Raw genomic sequence first — 17,950 nt, 5'->3', positions numbered from 1 at the left:
ATCCTTGGGGGAGGATGCATGATGGACATGAGCAGCAGCATGGTGTGGCTGGGTCGCGCTCTCAGCCTGATCGTTGTGTCGATTCTGTTGGCGGACGGTGCGGTGGGGTTGTTCGCGCCCGAGCAGCTTCGCGCCAACGTGGAGGAGACGGGCTGGACGGTGGCGCAATTGCCGGTGATCGCGACGACGGCGATTGCGAGCGCCATCCTCTACGCCATCCCGCGGACCAAGACGCTCGGCGCGATCCTGATCACCGCCTTCGCCGGCGGGGCGGTCTGCACGCATGTGCGGATCGGCGAATTCGGCTCGCCGCCGCAGATTGTCTGTATCCTGTTGGCGGTAGGGGCGTGGGGCGGACTCTATCTGCGCGACGCGCGCGTGCGGGCGCTGCTGCCGCTGGCCTGAGCGGTCAGCCGATGCCGAGGTCGGCCGGCCCGAAGGCGTGCGGCAACAGCTCCGACAGCAGGTGGCGACGCAGGATCGAGCCGTCGGCCGAGCCGCAATAGACGATAATGTCGCGGCCCCCCAGGTCGGCCGCTTCGTTCAAAACCTGGCGGCAGCGTCCGCACGGATAGATGGCGCCATCGCCGTCGATGCCGCCGCCCGGCGCCATCGCGCCGCCGACGATGCCGATCGCGACCACGTCGCGCAGCCGCCCGGCGACGTTGGCGGCGGCGAGCGCGACCGTCTCGGCGCAGAGCGACAGGCCGTAGCTCGCATTCTCGAAATTGGTGCCGGGCACGATCGTGCCATCGGTCAGCAGCAATGCCGCGCCGACGGCGAAGCGCGAATAAGGGGCGTGCGCGTTCTTTGCCGCCTCCAGCGCATGATCGACCAGCACGCGGCCGGCGACGTCGGCCATCGCCACCTCAGCCACGGATGTGCAACGCGGTGATCAGGGTGAACAGCCGTCGTGCGGTATCGAAGTCCAGCGCCACCTTTCCCTCCAGGCACGTCACGAGCAATTCAGCCGCGCCGTTGTGGATGCCGCGCCGCGCCATGTCGATCGCCTCGATCTGCGCCGGCTGGGCCTGCGCCACCGCCTGGAAGTAGCTGTCGCAGATGGCGAAATAATCCCTGATGACACGACGAAAGCGGGCGAGGCCGAGGATGATCGTCTCCAGCAGCCGCCCATCCCGCTCGGCGATCCCGATCGCCAGCCGCCCTTCCTCGACCCGCAGGCCGAGCCGATAGGGGCCGCCATAGCCGTTGGCGATCGGCCGCCGCGGCGCGAAGCTGTTGCTGGTCAACAGATCGCGGATCGCCACCGCGCGCTCCTGCTCGATCTCGGGCGTGCGTGCCAGAATTGTGGCCTGGTCCAGGTCGATGGCGATGATCCGGTGTTCGGGCACGCCCCGATCTATCGGAGCGGTCCGCGCAAGGGAAGCGGAGCAATCGATGGCGGTGCGGGTCCATCGCCGCCTGCGACCGATCTCGGGCCGTTCTCATTCGCGCAGCGCGCGGCTATCCCGTCGCAAGGCAGCACTGGGAGACAAGCCGATGAAGCCGGGGCGGCTGGAAGCGTTCACCGACGGGATCGTCGCGATCATCATCACCATCACGGTGCTGGAGATGCGCGTGCCGCATGCGGCGACGCTTGCCGGCCTGCGCGAGGTGGCGCCGGTGCTGGTCGCCTATGCGCTCAGCTTCGCCAATGTCGGGCTATACTGGAACAACCACCATCACATGCTCGCCGCGACCGAGCGGATCGACGGCAGCGTGCTGTGGGCCAATCTGTTCATGCTGTTCTGGATGAGCCTGGTGCCGTGGGTGATCCGCTGGCTGGACGAGGCGGGCTTCGGCGCGATGCCGACCGCCGCTTACGGCGTGGTGATGGGCATGACCGCGATCGGTTATATCTGGACGCAGGCGCGGATCATCGCCGTCAACGGCCACACGTCGGCGGTGGCGCGGGCGGTCGGCCATGATCGCAAGGGACGCATCAGCCTGGCGCTTTATCTCGCGGCGATCGCGATCGCCTTCGTGGCGCCGCTGGCGGCCGACGCCATCTATGTCGGCATCGCGATCCTGTGGTTCGTGCCCGACCGGCGGATCGAGCGCCAGCTCAGCCGGTAATGCGCGTATCCTGCGCGACGCGGGCGGCGGCGCGCGCCTCCAGCAGATCCCACAACCCGCAATGCTGTACGAGCAGCTGGCGTGCGCCGAATGCGAGGGTGCGGCCGAGGCGCGGCTGTTCGGGCAGCCGGGCCAGCAGGGTCGCGGTCAGTTCCTCGTCGGGCATCCGACAGCGGCCGACTGTAACCCCCAGCCGCGCCGCGCCGGTATCGAGCACCGAGCGGATCGACTGCCAGTCGAGCACCATCGCTGCGGCTGCGCCGAGCGAGCAACCGAACCGATCGGATGCCGCAATCGTGCCGAAAGCGTGACGCTGGTTGGCGACGGTAGCGGCGGTCTCGGTTTCGCCCGGCGTGCTCGGCACCGGGCCGGCGGCGACGATCAGCTGGGCAAGATAGGCGCGTTCCAGCGTGAAGGCCGACACCGCCTGATGAAACCACTCGTCCGCCTCGGGCAGGACGTTGCGGTCGGCGGCCATCTCGATCAGTCCGGGATGGACGCCATGCAGCATCGACAGGAGATGCAGCGTGTCGGCAAGATTGCGCGTCGCCAGCGAATCCGCATTCAGTTCGATCGAGACCGTATAAGGATGGCTCGCGCTTCCCTCGGTCGCGGCGAGCGCGACCATCATGGCGCCGAAATCGGCGTCACCTTGTTCCAAAGCTGCGAATGGCATCATCGGCTCCCGAAGCGGCGCGCAGGACGCGCCCTCGTTCATCCCCTGTGGCCAACGTTGTAACGATAGCGCGTAAAGACAGGGTGTATGCCGCATTAGGCATTTGCCGCGCGCGCCTATGTGGCCCGACCCATAATCAAAGGGCGGCGCGAGCCCCCGCCCGCGCCGCCCTAATAATTACCGAAGCCGGTTCGCTTACTGATCGAGGAAACTGCGCATTTTGCGGCTGCGCGAGGGATGCTTCAGCTTCCTGAGCGCCTTCGCTTCGATCTGGCGGATGCGCTCGCGCGTCACGCTGAACTGTTGGCCGACCTCTTCCAGCGTGTGATCGGTGTTCATGCCGATGCCGAAGCGCATGCGCAGCACGCGCTCCTCGCGTGGGGTGAGGCTCGCCAGCACGCGGGTGACGGTTTCCTTGAGGTTCGCCTGGATCGCGGCATCGACCGGGATCACGGCATTCTTGTCCTCGATGAAGTCGCCGAGGTGCGAATCCTCCTCGTCGCCGATCGGCGTTTCGAGGCTGATCGGCTCCTTGGCGATCTTCATCACCTTGCGGACCTTCTCGAGCGGCATCGAGAGGCGCTCGGCGAGTTCCTCGGGAGTCGGCTCGCGGCCGGTCTCGTGGAGGAACTGGCGGCTGGTGCGGACGAGCTTGTTGATCGTCTCGATCATGTGGACCGGGATGCGGATCGTCCGCGCCTGATCCGCGATCGAGCGCGTGATTGCCTGGCGGATCCACCACGTCGCATAGGTGCTGAACTTGTAGCCGCGGCGATATTCGAACTTATCGACCGCCTTCATCAGGCCGATATTGCCCTCCTGGATCAGATCCAGGAACTGCAGGCCGCGGTTGGTGTATTTCTTGGCGATCGAGATCACGAGCCGGAGATTGGCCTCGACCATCTCCTTCTTGGCGATCCGCGCCTCGCGCTCGCCCTTCTGCACCATGTTGACGATGCGGCGGAACTCGGTGAGCGCCATGCCGGTCGCCTGGACGATCTCGGCGATCTCGGAGCGGATACGCTCGACCGCGCCCGCTTCCTCGGCGACGAAGGCGGTCCATTTGCGGTCGATCTTCGCGACGCTGTCCAGCCAGCCCTCGGTGGTCTCGTGGCCGATATAACGGTCGAGGAAGTCCTTGCGCGGCACGCGGTGGCGCTCGGCGAGGCGCAGCATCTGGCCGCCCAGCGCGGTCAGGCGCCGGTTGAAGCTGTAGAGCTGGTCGACCAGCGACTCGATCTTGGCGGCGTGGAACTTCACGCTCTCGACCTGCGCGGTCAGATCCTCGCGCAGCTGCTGGTAGCGATCCTCGTCCGCCTTGGGGAAATCGTCGCCCAGCCCCTGCGCCGTCACACGACGACCCTGGAGCGCGGAGAAGGAGCGGTACAGCTCGGTGATCGCGGCGAACTTCTCAAGCGCCTGCGGCTTGAGCTGCTCTTCCATCTGCGCGAGGCTGAGGGTGTTGTCCTCCTCCTCGTCGTCCGACGGGCGCGGCGCGCGCCGCTCGACCATCGACTCCTCGTCCTCGTCGGTTTCGGCGGGCGCCTCCTCGGGCTCCTCCTCTTCCTTGAACGAGGGGCCGGCCGAGGTTTCGCTGATCTCGCCCGTATCGTCTTCGGCACCGGCCACCTGCTCGGGCGTCGGCCCCTTGGAGACCATCGCCTCGAGATCGAGGATCTCGCGCAGCTGCATCGTGCCTTCGTTGAGCTGGGTCGACCAGTCGATGATGGCGTTGAAGGTGATCGGGCTTTCGCACAGCCCCTGGATCATCGTGTCGCGGCCGGCCTCGATCCGCTTGGCGATGGCGATCTCGCCCTCGCGGCTGAGCAGTTCGACCGCGCCCATCTCGCGCAGGTACATGCGCACCGGATCGTCGGTGCGATCGACGGTTTCCTTCTTGGCGACCGGCGTGAAGGTGACGGTGGCCTCGTCCTGGCCCTCTGCGGTTTCGTCCGCATCGTCGTCGGGCTGGGGATGCGCCTCGCCGTCCTCGCCCGCTTCCTCATTCTCGACGACGTTGACGCCCATCTCGTTGATGGCGGACATCACGTCCTCGATCTGGTCGGTGGACATGTCGCCCACGACCTCGTTCACCTCGTCAACGGTGATGTAGCCGCGCTTCTTGGCGCGCGCGATCAGCTTCTTGAGCGACGCCTCGTTGAGATCGATCAGCGGCGCATCGCCACCTTCAATCTTGTCGCCTGCGTCCGCCACAATCGTCTTCGCCATGCTGCCTCTTCAACCCTCGTCGCGCTCGCCGAGGCGGAACGCCGCCTCCAACACTTCCGCTTGCTGCTCCCGAACGGTCATCCGTTCGTCTTCAATCCGGCTGTAACGTTCGCCGTCGCCGTCCGTCGCCGCTGCCTTCGCCTCGGCCTCAAGCATGTCGCCATGCTCGCGAAGCTCGCGCTCGGCACAGAGCGTATCGATCAATCCGGCGATCTGGCCCGTCCCCCGATCGCTCCCTGCCTCTGCATGGAGGAACGGGAAGCGCAAGCTTTTCTGTAGATTGACCTGCAACAGCTCGGGCAGCAACGCCGTGTCCAATATGGAAAGGATCGCGTCGCTATCAAGGGCGGGATGGCGCCACGCCGCATCGACCAGCGCCTCGCGCCAGCGCGCCAGCCGTTCGTCGGCGATCGGCATCGCCGCCAGTTGGTCGAGATGCTCGGCGATCAGGTGCGGGTGGCGCGACAGTCCGTAGAGCATCGCCTCGACATAGGAATCGCGCAGGTCGCGATAGCTTTCCGGCCGGGTGGCGGCGCGCAGGACCGCGCTGGCGATCGTGCGGCGCTCGGTCTTCTTCCAGCCGAAATCCTCGAAGAACAGGCTGGTGAAGGCGCGCTTATATTCGTCCGCGACCAGCCGGTCGCCGCAGCGCGCGGCCATGTCGTTGAGCGCCTGGCGCAGGCCCGCACGCGCCTCGGGTCGCTCCATATCGGCGGCATCTCGCGCGGCGCGATACAGCAGAACGTCCAGCGGGACCGTCTCGGCGATCGCCGTCTCGAACGCTTCGGCGCCGCCATCGCGCACCAGATCGTCCGGATCCTTACCCGTCGGCAGCATGGCGAAGCGCAAGGTCTTGCCCGGGCGCAGCACTGGCAGCGCGCGCTCGGCGGCGCGCACGCCGGCCCTGCGCCCCGCGCCGTCGCCGTCGAAGCACAGGATCGGCGCGTCGACGAGGCTCCACAGCCGCGCCATCTGCGCCTCCGTCAGCGCGGTGCCGAGCGGCGCCATCGCCTCGCCGATGCCCGCCTGATCGAGCGCGATCACGTCGAGATAGCCTTCGACCACGATCGCTCGGCCGGACTTGCGCGCGATCGGGCCGGCGCGGTCGAGATTGAAGAGGGTGCGGCCCTTGTCGAACAGCGGAGTGTCGGGCGAGTTCAGATATTTGGGCTCGCCCTGATCGATGATGCGGCCGCCGAACGCGATCGTGCGTCCGCGGGCGTCGCGGATCGGGATCATCAGCCGGCCGCGAAACCGATCATAGGGCTTGCCGTCGCCATCGGGCTTGATGAGCAGCCCGGCCTCGATCAGTTCGACTTCGGGCGCGGGGGCCAGTGCCGGGGCGATGCGGTTGCGGCCGTCGGGTGCGAAGCCGATGCCGAACGCGGTGCGGGCATGCGCGCCCAGCCCGCGCTTGTCGAGATAGGCCCGCGCCGCCGCACCCTCGATCCCGTCGAGCTGCTGGCGAAACCAGCCCGTCGCCGCCTCGCACACGCCGATCAGCCCGCCGGCCCGCTCGGCGCGTGCGCGTGCGGCGGGATCGGGCGCGGGCATGTCCATGCCGGCAGCGGCGGCCAGTTCCTTGACCGCATCCATGAAGGGCAGGCCGTTCGCCTCGGTCAGGAAGCGGATCGCATCGCCGTGCACGCCGCAGCCGAAGCAATGGTAGAAGCCCTTCTCGTCATTGACGTAGAAGCTCGGCGATTTTTCGTGATGGAACGGGCAGCACGCTTTATACTCGCGTCCGGCCTTCTGCAGCTTCACCGAGCGGCCGATCAGCGTCGACAGCAAGGTGCGGGTGCGCAATTCGTCGATGAAGGCGGGCGACAGCAAACCGCCGCCAGAAGTCCGGCGGGTCGGGTATGATTCGCTGCGGGGTGCCGGTGCGGCGGAAGCCATGGCGTATTATATTAGATAGCAGAAAGCGGCGCGATGGGGAAGGGCAGCCCGCCGATTTCGGGCTGCGCAATCCGCTCGCATCGTCGCGCCGGCGCAGGCCGGAAACCGGGCTCGCGCCGTCGATCCGGATCCCGGCCGCCGGGATGACCGTGCGAGCGCGTGGCTATGCGAGCCGCGCCTTCACCAGTGCGCTGGCTCGGCTCATGTCCATCTGCCCGGCGTGGCGCTCCTTCAGCGCCGCCATCACCCGGCCCATATCCTTGACCGAAGCGGCACCCACCTCGGTCGCGATCGCGTCGATGGCCAGCTTCGCCTCGTCCTCGTCCATCTGGCGCGGCAGGAAGCGTTCGATCACCGCGACTTCGGCCTGCTCCGCCGCAGCCAGCTCCGGCCGGTTGCCTTTTTCGTAAAGCTCGATCGATTCGCGGCGCTGCTTGATCATCTTCTGCAGCACTTCGGTCACCAGCAGGTCGTCGCCGGGCTGGGCCGAGGCGGTGCGCAGCTCGATGTCGCGATTCTTGATCGCCGCCTGGATCAGGCGGGTCGTGGCGACCGTCATCTTGTCGGCAGCCTTCATCGCGGCGATTTGCGCCGTCTTCACATCGTCGCGGATCATGCATCTCTCGAGGTCGGGATAAACCCCGATCATAGCCGCTGCCGGCCGATTTTGGTAGAGTTGACCGCCCGGCCCATGCGGTCTAGCGGACGCCGCTTAGCGACATTGCCGCCATCTGAAGGAGTGCCTGCCCACCATGGCCGACGCCACGTCATCACGCGCGCCAGAAGGAGCGACGGGGGTTCTCGTCCTCGGCAACGGCTCGGTCATCTGGGGCCGCGGCTTCGGCGCGGAGGGCGCCGCGGTGGGCGAGGTGTGCTTCAACACGGCGATGACCGGCTATCAGGAGGTGATGACCGATCCTTCCTATGCCGGGCAGATCGTCACCTTCACCTTCCCGCATATCGGCAATGTCGGCGCGAACGCCGAGGATATCGAGGCGATCAACCCGCACGCTTTGGGCTGCATCGTGCGCGAGGACGTGACCGATCCCTCCAATTTCCGCGCGACGCAGGGCTTCGACGCGTGGCTGCGCAACAATGGTCGCATCGGGCTGGCCGGCGTCGATACGCGCGCGCTGACCCGCGCCATCCGCATCGAGGGCGCGCCCAACGGCGTCATCGCCCACAATGCCAAGGGTGAGTTCGATCTCGAGGCACTGCGGGCGCAGGCGCGCGCGTGGCCGGGGCTGGAAGGCATGGACCTCGCCAAGGAAGTCTCCTCGACCCAGAGCTACAAGTGGGACGACGGGCTGTGGACGCTGGGCGAAGGCTATGCCACCCACGCCGCCAATCCGGACGGGCCGCACGTCGTCGCGATCGATTACGGGCTGAAGCGCAACATCCTGCGCAACCTCGTCGCCGCTGGCGCGCGCGTGACCGTCGTGCCCGCGACCGCGACCTTCGAGGATGTGATGGCGCACGCGCCCGACGGCGTGTTCCTGTCGAACGGGCCGGGCGATCCGGCCGCGACCGGCGCCTATGCCGTGCCGGTGATCCGCGAATTGCTGGAGGTCGGCAAGCCGATCTTCGGCATCTGCCTCGGCCACCAGTTGCTCGGCCTCGCGGTCGGCGCGAAGACCTACAAGATGCACCAGGGCCATCGCGGCGCGAACCATCCGGTCAAGCGCGTGGGCGACATCGAGGGCGCGGGCCGCGTCGAGATCACCAGCATGAACCACGGCTTTGCGGTGGATACGGAAACCCTGCCCGCCAATGCCGAGCCGACCCACGTCTCGCTGTTCGACGGCAGCCTCGCCGGCCTGCGCCTGACCGACAAGCCCGCCTTCAGCGTGCAATATCACCCCGAAGCGAGCCCCGGCCCGCAAGACAGCCACTATCTGTTCGAGCAGTTCGTGCGCCAACTGCGGAGCGCGGCGGCATGACTCCCTCTCCCTGTCGGGGAGAGGGTTGGGGTGAGGGGATGCGAGGCGCAGCCGAGCTTGTCCTGTCTGCGGCAGACCACCCTCACCCAATCCCCTTCCTCAAGGGAGAGGGCTCAGCCGCGTGCCAGGAGGATGGTTCGACGTATTTCTTCCAGCACCCCGTCCATGTTCTCGGCTACGTCGTTGTTCCAGAAGCGGATTACGGTGTAGCCCCGTGCCTCGATCAGCCGCGTGCGTTCCGCGTCCGTCGCGCTCGTCGCATGCTGGCCGCCATCCAGTTCGATCACGATCTTGAGCGAACGGCTGGCAAAGTCGGCGACGTGCTGACCGATTGGAAGCTGCCGCACGAACTTCGTGCCTTCCACCTTGCGATTGCGCAGGCGCTGCCACAACGCCGCCTCCACATCGGTAGCCGTCCGTCGCAGATCGCGTGCGACCGGCGTCAATCTTCCCGTCATCGGCGGATCCCCTCACCCAACCCTCTCCCCGCGGGGAGAGGGCTAGCAGGCCTCGCATAACATGCCCAAGCGCACGGACATTTCCTCCATCCTCATCATCGGCGCGGGCCCGATCATCATCGGCCAGGCGTGCGAGTTCGATTATTCGGGCACGCAGGCATGCAAGGCGCTGCGCGAGGAGGGCTATCGCGTCATCCTCGTCAACTCGAACCCCGCGACGATCATGACCGATCCGGACATGGCCGACGCGACCTATATCGAGCCGATCACGCCCGAGGTTGTCGCGCGCATCATCGAGAAGGAGCGGCCCGATGCGGTGCTGCCGACGATGGGCGGGCAGACCGCGCTCAATACCGCGCTCGCCTTGTTCCATGATGGCACGTTGGAGAAATATGGCGTCCAGATGATCGGCGCCGATGCCGAAGCGATCGACAAGGCCGAGGATCGGCTGAAGTTTCGCGACGCGATGGACAAGATCGGCCTCGAAAGCCCGCGCAGCCGGATCGCACATACGGTGGACGAGGCGCTGGAGGCGCTGGAATTCGTCCAGCTGCCCGCGATCATCCGCCCGAGCTTCACCATGGGCGGGCAGGGCGGCGGCATCGCCTACAACAAGCCCGAATTCATCGAGATCGTCACCAACGGCCTCGATCTGTCTCCGACGACCGAGGTGCTGGTCGAGGAATCGGTCCTCGGCTGGAAGGAATATGAGATGGAGGTGGTGCGCGACCGCGCCGACAACGCCATCATCATCTGCTCGATCGAGAATGTCGATCCGATGGGCATCCATACGGGCGATTCGATCACCGTCGCGCCGGCGCTGACGCTGACCGACAAGGAATATCAGATCATGCGCAACGCCAGCATCGCGGTGCTGCGCGAGATCGGCGTCGAGACCGGCGGCTCCAACGTCCAATTCGCGGTCAACCCGAAGGACGGCCGGCTGGTCGTGATCGAGATGAACCCGCGCGTGTCGCGCTCCTCGGCGCTCGCGTCCAAGGCGACCGGCTTCCCGATCGCCAAGGTCGCGGCGAAGCTGGCAGTGGGCTATACGCTCGACGAGATCGACAACGACATCACCGGCGCGACGCCGGCGAGCTTCGAGCCGACGATCGACTATGTCGTCACCAAGATTCCGCGCTTCGCCTTCGAGAAGTTCAAGGGCGCGTCGGACCACCTGACGACGGCGATGAAGTCGGTCGGCGAAGTGATGGCGATCGGCCGCAACTTCCACGAGAGCCTGCAGAAGGCGCTGCGCGGACTCGAGACCGGTCTCGCCGGTCTCAACGTGGTCGATCATCTGAAGGGCGCCCCGCGCCCCGAGATCGAGGCGGCGCTCGCCGCGCCGACGCCCGACCGGCTGCTGGCCGCCGCGCAGGCGCTGCGCGAGGGCTTCACCGTCGACGAGGTGTGCCGGATCGCCAAATATGATCCGTGGTTCGTCGAGCGGCTCGACGAGATCGTCGCCGCCGAGGAAGGCGTCTGTCATGGCGGCCTGCCCAACGATGCCGCGGGCATGCGCAAGCTGAAGGCGATGGGCTTCTCCGATAAAAGGCTCGGCTGGCTCGCGCTCAATTCGGCGCATCTGGCGGGCATGAAGCGCGCGCAAGCGCGCGGCGGCGGCATCGTCCACGACGCGGTCAGCGCGATGACCGGCGGCATCACCGAGGCGGAGGTGCGCGCGCATCGCCACAAGCTCGGCGTGCGCCCCGTCTTCAAGCGGATCGACACGTGCGCGGCCGAGTTCGAGGCGAAGACGCCCTATATGTACTCGACCTACGAGGCGCCGGTGTTCGGCGAGCCCGAGAACGAGGCGCAGCCGTCCGACAAGAAGAAGATCGTGATCCTCGGCGGCGGTCCCAACCGCATCGGCCAGGGCATCGAGTTCGATTATTGCTGCTGCCACGCCTGCTTCGCGCTGTCGGATGCGGGTTTCGAGACGATCATGGTCAACTGCAACCCGGAGACGGTGAGCACCGACTATGACACGTCCGACCGCCTGTATTTCGAGCCGCTGACGGTCGAGGACGTGCTGGAGATCCTGCATGTCGAGCAGCAGAACGGCACGCTCGTCGGCGTGATCGTGCAGTTTGGCGGTCAGACCCCGCTCAAGCTCGCGCAGGAGCTGGAGAATGCCGGCATCCCGATCCTCGGCACCTCGCCCGACGCGATCGACCTCGCCGAGGATCGCGAGCGCTTTGCGGATCTGGTGGTGCAGCTCGGCCTCAAGCAGCCGGCCAACGGTATCGCGCGCAGCCGCGACGAGGCGATCGCAGTGGCGGAACGCATCGGCTATCCGGTGCTGACGCGTCCGTCCTACGTGCTCGGCGGCCGCGCGATGGAGGTGGTCGATACCCCCGCACAGCTCGATCATTACATCATGACCGCGGTGCAGGTGTCGGGCGACTCGCCGGTGCTGATCGACCGCTATCTGCGCGACGCGGTCGAGGTCGATGTCGACGCGATCGCCGACGGCACCGACGTGACCGTGGTCGGCGTGATGCAGCATATCGAGGAGGCCGGCGTCCATTCGGGCGACAGCGCCTGCTCGCTGCCGCCGTACAGCCTGTCCGCCGAGATCGTCGCCGAGATCGAACGGCAGACCGACGCGCTCGCCCGCGCGCTCCGCGTGACAGGCCTGATGAACGTGCAGTTCGCGGTCAAGGACGGCGAGGTCTATCTGATCGAGGTCAATCCGCGCGCCAGCCGCACCGTGCCGTTCGTCGCAAAGGCGATCGGCGCGCCGGTCGCCAAGATCGCGGCGCGGGTGATGGCGGGCGAGAAGCTCGCCGCGCTGCCGCCGATCCCACGCACGACCGATCATATCGCGGTCAAGGAAGCCGTCTTCCCGTGGGCGCGCTTCCCCGGCGTCGACCCGGTGCTGTCGCCCGAAATGCGCTCGACCGGCGAAGTGATGGGAATCGATCGCGATTTCGCCACCGCCTTCGCCAAGGCGCAGCTCGGTGCGGGCACGGTGCTGCCGCAGTCGGGCACGGTGTTCGTGTCGGTCAAGCCGACCGACAAGGCAGTGATCGAGCCGGCGGTGCGCGATCTGATCGCGCTCGGCTTCTCGATCGTCGCCACCACCGGCACCGCCGATTATCTGCGCGGCCAGGGCCTCGCGGTCGAGACGGTCAACAAGGTCGCGCAGGGCCGTCCGCACATCGTCGACAAGGTGAAGGACGGCGAGATCGCGCTGGTCTTCAACACGACCGAGGGCTGGCAGTCGCTGCAGGATTCGAAGTCGATCCGGGCCTCGTCGATGCTCGCGCGCGTGCCTTACTTCACCACCGCGGCGGCGGGGCTGGCGGCGGTTCGCGCCATCGCCGCGCTCAAGGAGCGGAGCCTTGAAGTGCGCTCGCTCCAATCCTATCATAGCTGACCAACGATCCCCCCACATCGCCAAGTGAGGGCGCCGTCGATCCGGCGGCGTGGCATAGCTTTTGACGAATAAGAAAAGGGTTTGGACATGGCCGGCGAAGACAAGCTGCCGATGCTGCAGGAGGGCCACGACATGCTCTCCAAAGAGCTTTCACGCCTGAAGGTCGAGCGGCCGCAGATCATCGACGCAATCGAGGAAGCGCGCGCCCACGGCGACCTGTCCGAGAATGCCGAATATCATGCCGCCAAGGAGCGTCAGGGCCAGATCGAGGCGATGATCGCCGACATCGAGGACAAGCTCAGCCGCGCGCAGGTGATCGATCCGTCGATGCTGTCGGGCGACAAGGTGGTGTTCGGTGCGACCGTCCACCTGCTCGACGAGGACGAGAAGCCGATCAAGTATCAGATCGTCGGCCAGACCGAGGCCGACGCCAAATCGGGGCGGATCAGCTATAATTCGCCGCTCGGACGCGCGCTGATCGGCCGCAAGGTCGATGACGAGGTCGAGGTGACGGTGCCGTCGGGCGATCGTTACTATGTCGTCTCGGCGGTCGAATTCATCTGACCCGATCGTCGGGGCAACATCGGTGAGGGCCGCGCCCGCACGCATGACGGTGACGCTGGCTGCGTTGACGGTCGCCAGCTACGTGGTCGTCGCGGCGCTCGATCGATCGCAGGCGGCGGCGCTGGTGGGCGGCTTCATTCCCGCGCGCGTGACGGGGATGGCACTGGCCGGTGCGATGCCGGTGTGGCTGACCCCGCTCACCGCCGCCTTGCTGCACGGCGGTGTCCTGCATCTATCCTTCAACCTGCTGATGCTGGTCTATTGCGGACGCGAGGACGAGGTGGCGCTGGGCGGCGGCGGCATGGTGCTGCTCTATGTGGCCGGCGCCTACGCGGCGGCGGCGGCGCAATTCGTCGCCGGCCCGCACTCGGCGGTGCCGATGATCGGCGCGAGCGGCGCGATCTCGGCGCTGGTAGGGGCCTATGCCATCCTCTACGGCCAGCGGCGTCCCTCCAAGCTGTCGCCCGAGCTGGCGCGCTGGGTCCATATCCTGTGGCTGGCGGTGACGTGGGTGGTGGTGCAGGCCCTGCTCGGGCTGGCGTCGGCCACCGTGGGGGTGGCGATGGCTGCGTCCGCACATGTCGGCGGCTTCGTGGCAGGGCTGCTGTTGGCGCGGCCGTTGCTGCGCTGGCGCTATCGCAAGGCTTGAACGTCGCCGGGTAGGATCGCGCGAGCGATCCGGGCACTAAGCGCGATTATTGACCGGCGACGCCGGGATCGAGCAGCTTGTGCAGGTGGACGATCACGTAGCGCATCTCGGCATCGTCGACCGTGCGCTGTGCGGCGCCGCGCCACGCTTTCTCGGCTGTGGCGTAATCGGGGAAGAAACCGACGACATCCATCGCCGACAGATCGTCGAAATCGAGGGTCTGCGGATCGGTGACGCGGCCACCGAAGACGAGATGCATCAGGCTCATGGCCGCGTTCTGCCGCCACCGCTGCCGCATTGCAACAGGCGAACGCGACCGGCCGATCGCCGATCGCGTTCGTCGGGTGGTATCAGCCGCGCGCCTTCATCATCTTCACCAGCGCATCGAAGCCCTGGCGCTGGATCACCGAATCGAAATCGGCCGCCTGCGCCATCGCCACGTTGATGCCGCCGACGCGCAGGTTGAGCACCTTGTAGCCGCCGCCGACTTTCGTCACCGACCAGACCGCCGGGATCGGCTGGGCGCCGGGCTTGGTCACGGTCGAATAGACGTCGACGCCGTCGCCAGCGGTCGGCTGGGTACGGATGACCTTTACCGTCGCATTGGCATATTCGAACAGCCGGTCGGTGTAGGTGCCGACGATATAGGCCGGCAGTGCACTGTCATATGCCGCCTTCTGCGCCGGCGAGATCGTCGGCAGCCAGCGGCGGATCAGGCGCGCGCCGACCTCGTCGACCGCGACATTCTGCGCCAGCAGCGCACGGAAGCGCGACTTCGCGCCCGCTTTGTCGCCGGTACGCATCGCCGCGAAGCCGTCGGTGGTCAGCGTCTCGACGAAGCGCTGCGGATCGGAATTGTCGACCGCGGCTGCCGCCGGTGCGATCATCGTCGGTGCGACAAGGCCGGCCGTGGCCAGCGCGAGCGCGGCAAGCGTGCCGCTAACCGTCTTCATGTTCGGTAATCTCCAATATGTCGCCGCCGTGCTGCACGCAGGCGGCTGAACCCGATTTGAACTTAGCGAGCGGATGTTTCGCGCGCGGCGTCCAGCGCCGCGCTTCCGGCGGTGCTGGCGGCATCCAACACCTGTCCGACCAGTTTGGCTGCCTGGGCGCGCAGATTGTCGGCACTCAGCCCCGCCTCGGTCAGCGAAGCGAGCCCGGCGGTCTTGCCGGCATCCAGCCCGGCGCGCGCGGCGTCGCCGATGCGTGCGCCGACCGGGTCGAGCAATTGCTTCTCGCGCGCGCTGCGCGGGATCAGCGCGCCCGCCGCCGCGCCGATCACGAGGCCGCCGATCAATGCCGCGAGCGGATTGCCCTCGATGCCGGACACGGTGGTGGAGGCGGCATCCGACGCGACGTCGCGCGCCCTGGCATAAGCGGTCGTCACGCTGTCGCTCACTTTCTCATAGGCGTCGGTCAACAAAGCGGTCGAACCGGTCGGTTCGTCATCCTTGCTCATGATCGGTCTCCCTCGATCCGGCGCGATCGCCGCGCCGGCTTGGTGTTCGTGGCTGGGCGCGCACCGGCGCCCGCAATCCGGCCGATCAGCCGCGCAAGCGGCCGACGGGCGAGAAAGGCGATGGTGGCGATGCCGATCGCGGACGCGGCGACCGGGCGGGCACGGACCGCGCCCAACGCCTTCGATGCCGCCGCCTCGCCGCCTTCGCGCACGCCGCCCCATGCGCGCTCGGCCAGCACCGAAGGCGCCAGCCGCGTCTGCAGCGCGTGCGCCGACCCGAGCAACCGCTCGCGGGCGGCATTCGCCTCGGCACGCGCCTTGTCCAGATCCTGTCCGCTCATGACGACGATCCCGTGATCCGCTTCACTGCGATCCAGCCGAACAATCCGGCGATCGCCAGCGCGATGAGCGCTGCGAGCGCCAATCCGCCGGCCGGGCCGATCCACAGCGCCAGCAGCATGCCCAGCGCGGCGATGGCGATGACCAAGGCTGCCTGCACGATCAATATCGCGGCGATCCCAAGGATCAGCGCTGGCCGCAACTGATTGACCCGCGCGAGCACCGTCTGCCGAACGAGGTTCAGCTCCGCGCGCGCATAGGCCTTCGCATTCTCGACCAGCCGCGCGACCGTGTCGCGCAGCGATTCCTCCTGATCGCCCCCGTGCTGCAATGTCAGGCCTTGGGCGCATCTTTACCGGGGTCCACCGGAACGGTCTCGCCGAAGCCCGATCGTGCCAGCCGCGCGACGACGAAGCCCAGCGCCGCGGCGACGCCCATCGCCACCGCCGGCGATTTCTCGATCAGCCCGCGCGCATCGGCGAACAGATCGTCGACATCCTTGCTCTTGAAGGCGTCGGAAAAGCCGCCGATGCCCTGTGCGGCGCGGCGTGCATAGTCGCCATAATTGGTGCCGACGCGCGCATCGATCTCGCTCGCCGTATCCTCGATCATCTTCACGACGTCGTCGAGCGACGACGTGATCCGGTCCTTGCCCGCCTGCGCGAAATCGCGTGCGCTGTCGCCGGCTTGGCCGCGCAGCTCGTCGATCTTGGCGAAGAACAGCGTGCGCGCGTCGCCATCGGGCGCCGTCGCTTTATCGGTCGTGCCGGTGGTGGCGCCCGCGTCGTCGGACGCTGCGCCATCGATGATCGTGTCCGTTCCTTCGGGCAGCGACGTGTCAGCAGGGGGCATGGCGATCTCCGTTCCAGGCTGCATGGTCAACCGACGTGGCGCGAGGCTCGTTCCATATCGGCAGCGCAATTATTGCGCAGGATCGCGCCGACCGATAGAGGCCTCGCGAACCCAAGCTACCCGATAGGAGCCTCCATGACCGCGATCGTCGACGTCCACGCACGCACGGTGATCGACAGCCGCGGCAATCCCACCGTGGAGGTCGATGTGACGCTGGAGGATGGCAGCTTCGGCCGCGCCGCCGTGCCCTCGGGCGCGTCGACCGGCACGCGCGAAGCGGTCGAGAAGCGCGACGGCGACAAGAGCCGCTGGGGCGGCAAGGGCGTCGACGCGGCGGTCGATGCGGTCAATGGCGAGATCGCCGATGCGGTCGAAGGCCTCGAGGCCGAGGACCAGGCCGAGGTCGACGGCGTGATGATCGAGCTCGACGGCACCGACAATAAGGGCCGGCTCGGCGCGAACGGCATCCTCGGCGTCAGCCTCGCCGTCGCCAAGGCGGCGGCCGAGGCGCGCGGCCTGCCGCTCTATCGCTATGTCGGCGGCGTCACCGCGCACGTGCTGCCCACGCCGATGATGAACATCATCAATGGCGGCGCGCACGCCGACAATCCGATCGACTTCCAGGAATTCATGATCGTGCCGGTCGGTGCGGAGAGCATGATCGATGCGATCCGCTGCGGCACCGAGGTGTTCCACACGCTCAAGAAGACGCTCCACGACCGCGGTCTCGCGACGGCGGTGGGCGACGAGGGCGGCTTCGCGCCGAACCTCGCCAGCCCGGCGGCGGCGCTCGACTTCATCATGGGTGCGATCGAGGCGGCGGGCTATCGCCCCGGCGAGGATGTCGCGATCGCGCTCGATTGCGCGGCGAGCGAGTTCTTCAAGGACGGCGTCTACGATCTGGTGGGCGAGGGGCGGAAGCTCTCCCCGGCGGAGATGGCGGCCTATCTCGGCGAACTGGCCGCCGCTTACCCGATCGTCTCGATCGAGGACGGCATGGCCGAGCAGGATTGGGACGGCTGGAAGCTGCTGACCGACCAGCTGGGCGGCAAGCTGCAGATCGTCGGCGACGACATCTTCGTCACCAACCCAAAGATTCTCGCCGAGGGCATCGAGAAGGGCATCGCCAACTCGCTGCTCGTCAAGGTCAACCAGATCGGCACGCTCAGCGAGACGCTGGAAGCGGTCAGCATGGCGCAGCGTGCGGGCTACACCGCCGTCATGTCGCACCGTTCGGGCGAGACCGAGGATTCGACCATCGCTGATCTCGCGGTCGCCACCAACTGCGGCCAGATCAAGACCGGCAGCCTCGCCCGCTCCGACCGGCTCGCCAAGTACAACCAGCTCATCCGCATCGAGGAAGAGCTGGGCGCGATCGGCCGCTATGCGGGGCGCAGCGCGCTCCGGCGCTGAAGGCAGCCGCGCAG

Annotated in this window: 20 protein-coding genes; 7 read left to right on the top strand and 13 right to left on the bottom strand. The window is 67.2% G+C overall.

Translation table 11 applies throughout. The features are described 5' to 3' along the window. The first annotated feature begins 27 nt into the window (after positions 1–27). Positions 28–405: a DoxX family protein gene (locus K8P63_RS16365; RefSeq protein ID WP_223797071.1), complete on the top strand. Its 378-nt coding sequence runs from the start codon at positions 28–30 to the stop codon at positions 403–405. A 4-nt stretch (positions 406–409) separates the two neighbouring features. Here the strand turns inward: K8P63_RS16365 and K8P63_RS16360 are convergent, their stop codons facing one another. Beyond that, a complete protein-coding gene (locus tag K8P63_RS16360; RefSeq protein ID WP_223797070.1) occupies positions 410–862 on the bottom strand; it encodes a cytidine deaminase in 453 nt (150 codons plus the stop codon). A 7-nt stretch (positions 863–869) separates the two neighbouring features. Next, on the bottom strand, positions 870–1,352 hold the full coding sequence (locus K8P63_RS16355) for a UPF0262 family protein (RefSeq protein ID WP_223797069.1): 483 nt from the start codon (positions 1,350–1,352) through the stop codon (positions 870–872). A gap of 148 nt (positions 1,353–1,500) precedes the next feature. Between K8P63_RS16355 and K8P63_RS16350 the strand changes: the two genes are divergently transcribed. Continuing rightward, positions 1,501–2,076: a TMEM175 family protein gene (locus tag K8P63_RS16350; RefSeq protein ID WP_223797068.1), complete on the top strand. Its 576-nt coding sequence runs from the start codon at positions 1,501–1,503 to the stop codon at positions 2,074–2,076. Here K8P63_RS16350 and K8P63_RS16345 read toward each other — a convergent pair. From K8P63_RS16345 to K8P63_RS16330, 4 genes are all read right to left on the bottom strand, one after another. Continuing rightward, positions 2,066–2,752: a DUF6975 family protein gene (locus tag K8P63_RS16345; protein ID WP_223797067.1), complete on the bottom strand. Its 687-nt coding sequence runs from the start codon at positions 2,750–2,752 to the stop codon at positions 2,066–2,068. The genes K8P63_RS16350 and K8P63_RS16345 overlap by 11 nt on opposite strands. Positions 2,753–2,947: 195 nt before the next feature. Then, complete coding sequence (gene rpoD, locus K8P63_RS16340; RefSeq protein ID WP_223797066.1) at positions 2,948–4,981, bottom strand: RNA polymerase sigma factor RpoD; 2,034 nt, start codon at positions 4,979–4,981, stop codon at positions 2,948–2,950. Positions 4,982–4,990: 9 nt separating this feature from the next. Further along, positions 4,991–6,880, bottom strand: coding sequence for a DNA primase (dnaG, locus tag K8P63_RS16335; RefSeq protein WP_449618970.1), 1,890 nt, complete (start codon positions 6,878–6,880; stop codon positions 4,991–4,993). 163 nt (positions 6,881–7,043) lie between these two features. Next, entirely contained in the window at positions 7,044–7,496 is a 453-nt protein-coding gene (locus tag K8P63_RS16330) for a GatB/YqeY domain-containing protein (RefSeq protein WP_223797064.1), read from the bottom strand. 136 nt (positions 7,497–7,632) lie between these two features. Here K8P63_RS16330 and carA point away from each other — a divergent pair, with 136 nt between their 5' ends. Continuing rightward, positions 7,633–8,820: a glutamine-hydrolyzing carbamoyl-phosphate synthase small subunit gene (gene carA / locus K8P63_RS16325; protein ID WP_223797063.1), complete on the top strand. Its 1,188-nt coding sequence runs from the start codon at positions 7,633–7,635 to the stop codon at positions 8,818–8,820. A 113-nt stretch (positions 8,821–8,933) separates the two neighbouring features. On the opposite strand, the gene K8P63_RS16320 is transcribed toward carA, so the two are convergent. Beyond that, positions 8,934–9,266: an endonuclease domain-containing protein gene (locus K8P63_RS16320; protein ID WP_223797062.1), complete on the bottom strand. Its 333-nt coding sequence runs from the start codon at positions 9,264–9,266 to the stop codon at positions 8,934–8,936. Positions 9,267–9,339: 73 nt separating this feature from the next. On the opposite strand from K8P63_RS16320, the gene carB reads away from it, so the two are divergent. From carB to K8P63_RS16305, 3 genes are all read left to right on the top strand, one after another. Beyond that, positions 9,340–12,660 carry a carbamoyl-phosphate synthase large subunit gene (gene carB, locus K8P63_RS16315; RefSeq protein ID WP_223797061.1) on the top strand — a complete coding sequence of 1,107 codons (3,321 nt, stop codon included), beginning with the start codon at positions 9,340–9,342 and terminating at the stop codon, positions 12,658–12,660. Between the two features lie 87 nt (positions 12,661–12,747). Then, on the top strand, positions 12,748–13,224 hold the full coding sequence (gene greA / locus K8P63_RS16310) for a transcription elongation factor GreA (RefSeq protein ID WP_223797060.1): 477 nt from the start codon (positions 12,748–12,750) through the stop codon (positions 13,222–13,224). Positions 13,225–13,246: 22 nt separating this feature from the next. Further along, the gene (locus K8P63_RS16305) at positions 13,247–13,873 is read left to right on the top strand and encodes a rhomboid family intramembrane serine protease (protein ID WP_317629323.1); all 627 of its coding nucleotides are present in this window, start codon (positions 13,247–13,249) and stop codon (positions 13,871–13,873) included. Positions 13,874–13,919: 46 nt separating this feature from the next. Here the strand turns inward: K8P63_RS16305 and K8P63_RS16300 are convergent, their stop codons facing one another. The 6 genes from K8P63_RS16300 to K8P63_RS16275 form a co-directional block, all read right to left on the bottom strand. After that, positions 13,920–14,141, bottom strand: coding sequence for a DUF4170 domain-containing protein (locus tag K8P63_RS16300; protein ID WP_223797059.1), 222 nt, complete (start codon positions 14,139–14,141; stop codon positions 13,920–13,922). Positions 14,142–14,223: 82 nt separating this feature from the next. Then, a complete protein-coding gene (locus tag K8P63_RS16295; RefSeq protein WP_223797058.1) occupies positions 14,224–14,826 on the bottom strand; it encodes an MlaC/ttg2D family ABC transporter substrate-binding protein in 603 nt (200 codons plus the stop codon). 62 nt (positions 14,827–14,888) lie between these two features. After that, on the bottom strand, positions 14,889–15,332 hold the full coding sequence (locus K8P63_RS16290) for a hypothetical protein (RefSeq protein ID WP_223797057.1): 444 nt from the start codon (positions 15,330–15,332) through the stop codon (positions 14,889–14,891). Next, complete coding sequence (locus tag K8P63_RS16285) at positions 15,329–15,673, bottom strand: DUF3618 domain-containing protein (RefSeq protein ID WP_223797056.1); 345 nt, start codon at positions 15,671–15,673, stop codon at positions 15,329–15,331. Before K8P63_RS16285 ends, K8P63_RS16290 begins: the two co-directional genes overlap by 4 nt. Beyond that, complete coding sequence (locus K8P63_RS16280; protein WP_223797055.1) at positions 15,670–16,002, bottom strand: hypothetical protein; 333 nt, start codon at positions 16,000–16,002, stop codon at positions 15,670–15,672. Before K8P63_RS16280 ends, K8P63_RS16285 begins: the two co-directional genes overlap by 4 nt. Positions 16,003–16,004: 2 nt before the next feature. Next, a complete protein-coding gene (locus K8P63_RS16275; protein ID WP_223797054.1) occupies positions 16,005–16,523 on the bottom strand; it encodes a hypothetical protein in 519 nt (172 codons plus the stop codon). Positions 16,524–16,658: 135 nt separating this feature from the next. Between K8P63_RS16275 and eno the strand changes: the two genes are divergently transcribed. Further along, positions 16,659–17,936 carry a phosphopyruvate hydratase gene (eno, locus tag K8P63_RS16270; RefSeq protein WP_223797053.1) on the top strand — a complete coding sequence of 426 codons (1,278 nt, stop codon included), beginning with the start codon at positions 16,659–16,661 and terminating at the stop codon, positions 17,934–17,936. Positions 17,937–17,950 lie beyond the last annotated feature (14 nt).

The sequence above is a fragment of the Sphingomonas nostoxanthinifaciens genome (assembly GCF_019930585.1).
In the GTDB taxonomy this organism is placed as follows: Bacteria; Pseudomonadota; Alphaproteobacteria; order Sphingomonadales; family Sphingomonadaceae; genus Sphingomonas_I; species Sphingomonas_I nostoxanthinifaciens.
Note: the sequence above shows the minus strand (reverse complement) of the source record. Positions and strands in the feature narration are given on the sequence as shown.

Coding starts and splice junctions, on each gene's coding strand:
- K8P63_RS16285 (WP_223797056.1), bottom strand. CDS start 15,673: ATGAGCGGACAGGATCTGGACAAGGCGCGTGCCGAGGCGAATGCCGCC.
- carA (WP_223797063.1), top strand. CDS start 7,633: ATGGCCGACGCCACGTCATCACGCGCGCCAGAAGGAGCGACGGGGGTT.
- K8P63_RS16295 (WP_223797058.1), bottom strand. CDS start 14,826: ATGAAGACGGTTAGCGGCACGCTTGCCGCGCTCGCGCTGGCCACGGCC.
- K8P63_RS16300 (WP_223797059.1), bottom strand. CDS start 14,141: ATGAGCCTGATGCATCTCGTCTTCGGTGGCCGCGTCACCGATCCGCAG.
- K8P63_RS16275 (WP_223797054.1), bottom strand. CDS start 16,523: ATGCCCCCTGCTGACACGTCGCTGCCCGAAGGAACGGACACGATCATC.
- K8P63_RS16290 (WP_223797057.1), bottom strand. CDS start 15,332: ATGAGCAAGGATGACGAACCGACCGGTTCGACCGCTTTGTTGACCGAC.
- K8P63_RS16330 (WP_223797064.1), bottom strand. CDS start 7,496: ATGATCCGCGACGATGTGAAGACGGCGCAAATCGCCGCGATGAAGGCT.
- K8P63_RS16365 (WP_223797071.1), top strand. CDS start 28: ATGAGCAGCAGCATGGTGTGGCTGGGTCGCGCTCTCAGCCTGATCGTT.
- eno (WP_223797053.1), top strand. CDS start 16,659: ATGACCGCGATCGTCGACGTCCACGCACGCACGGTGATCGACAGCCGC.
- K8P63_RS16360 (WP_223797070.1), bottom strand. CDS start 862: ATGGCCGACGTCGCCGGCCGCGTGCTGGTCGATCATGCGCTGGAGGCG.
- K8P63_RS16350 (WP_223797068.1), top strand. CDS start 1,501: ATGAAGCCGGGGCGGCTGGAAGCGTTCACCGACGGGATCGTCGCGATC.
- carB (WP_223797061.1), top strand. CDS start 9,340: ATGCCCAAGCGCACGGACATTTCCTCCATCCTCATCATCGGCGCGGGC.
- K8P63_RS16345 (WP_223797067.1), bottom strand. CDS start 2,752: ATGCCATTCGCAGCTTTGGAACAAGGTGACGCCGATTTCGGCGCCATG.
- greA (WP_223797060.1), top strand. CDS start 12,748: ATGGCCGGCGAAGACAAGCTGCCGATGCTGCAGGAGGGCCACGACATG.
- dnaG (WP_449618970.1), bottom strand. CDS start 6,880: ATGGCTTCCGCCGCACCGGCACCCCGCAGCGAATCATACCCGACCCGC.
- rpoD (WP_223797066.1), bottom strand. CDS start 4,981: ATGGCGAAGACGATTGTGGCGGACGCAGGCGACAAGATTGAAGGTGGC.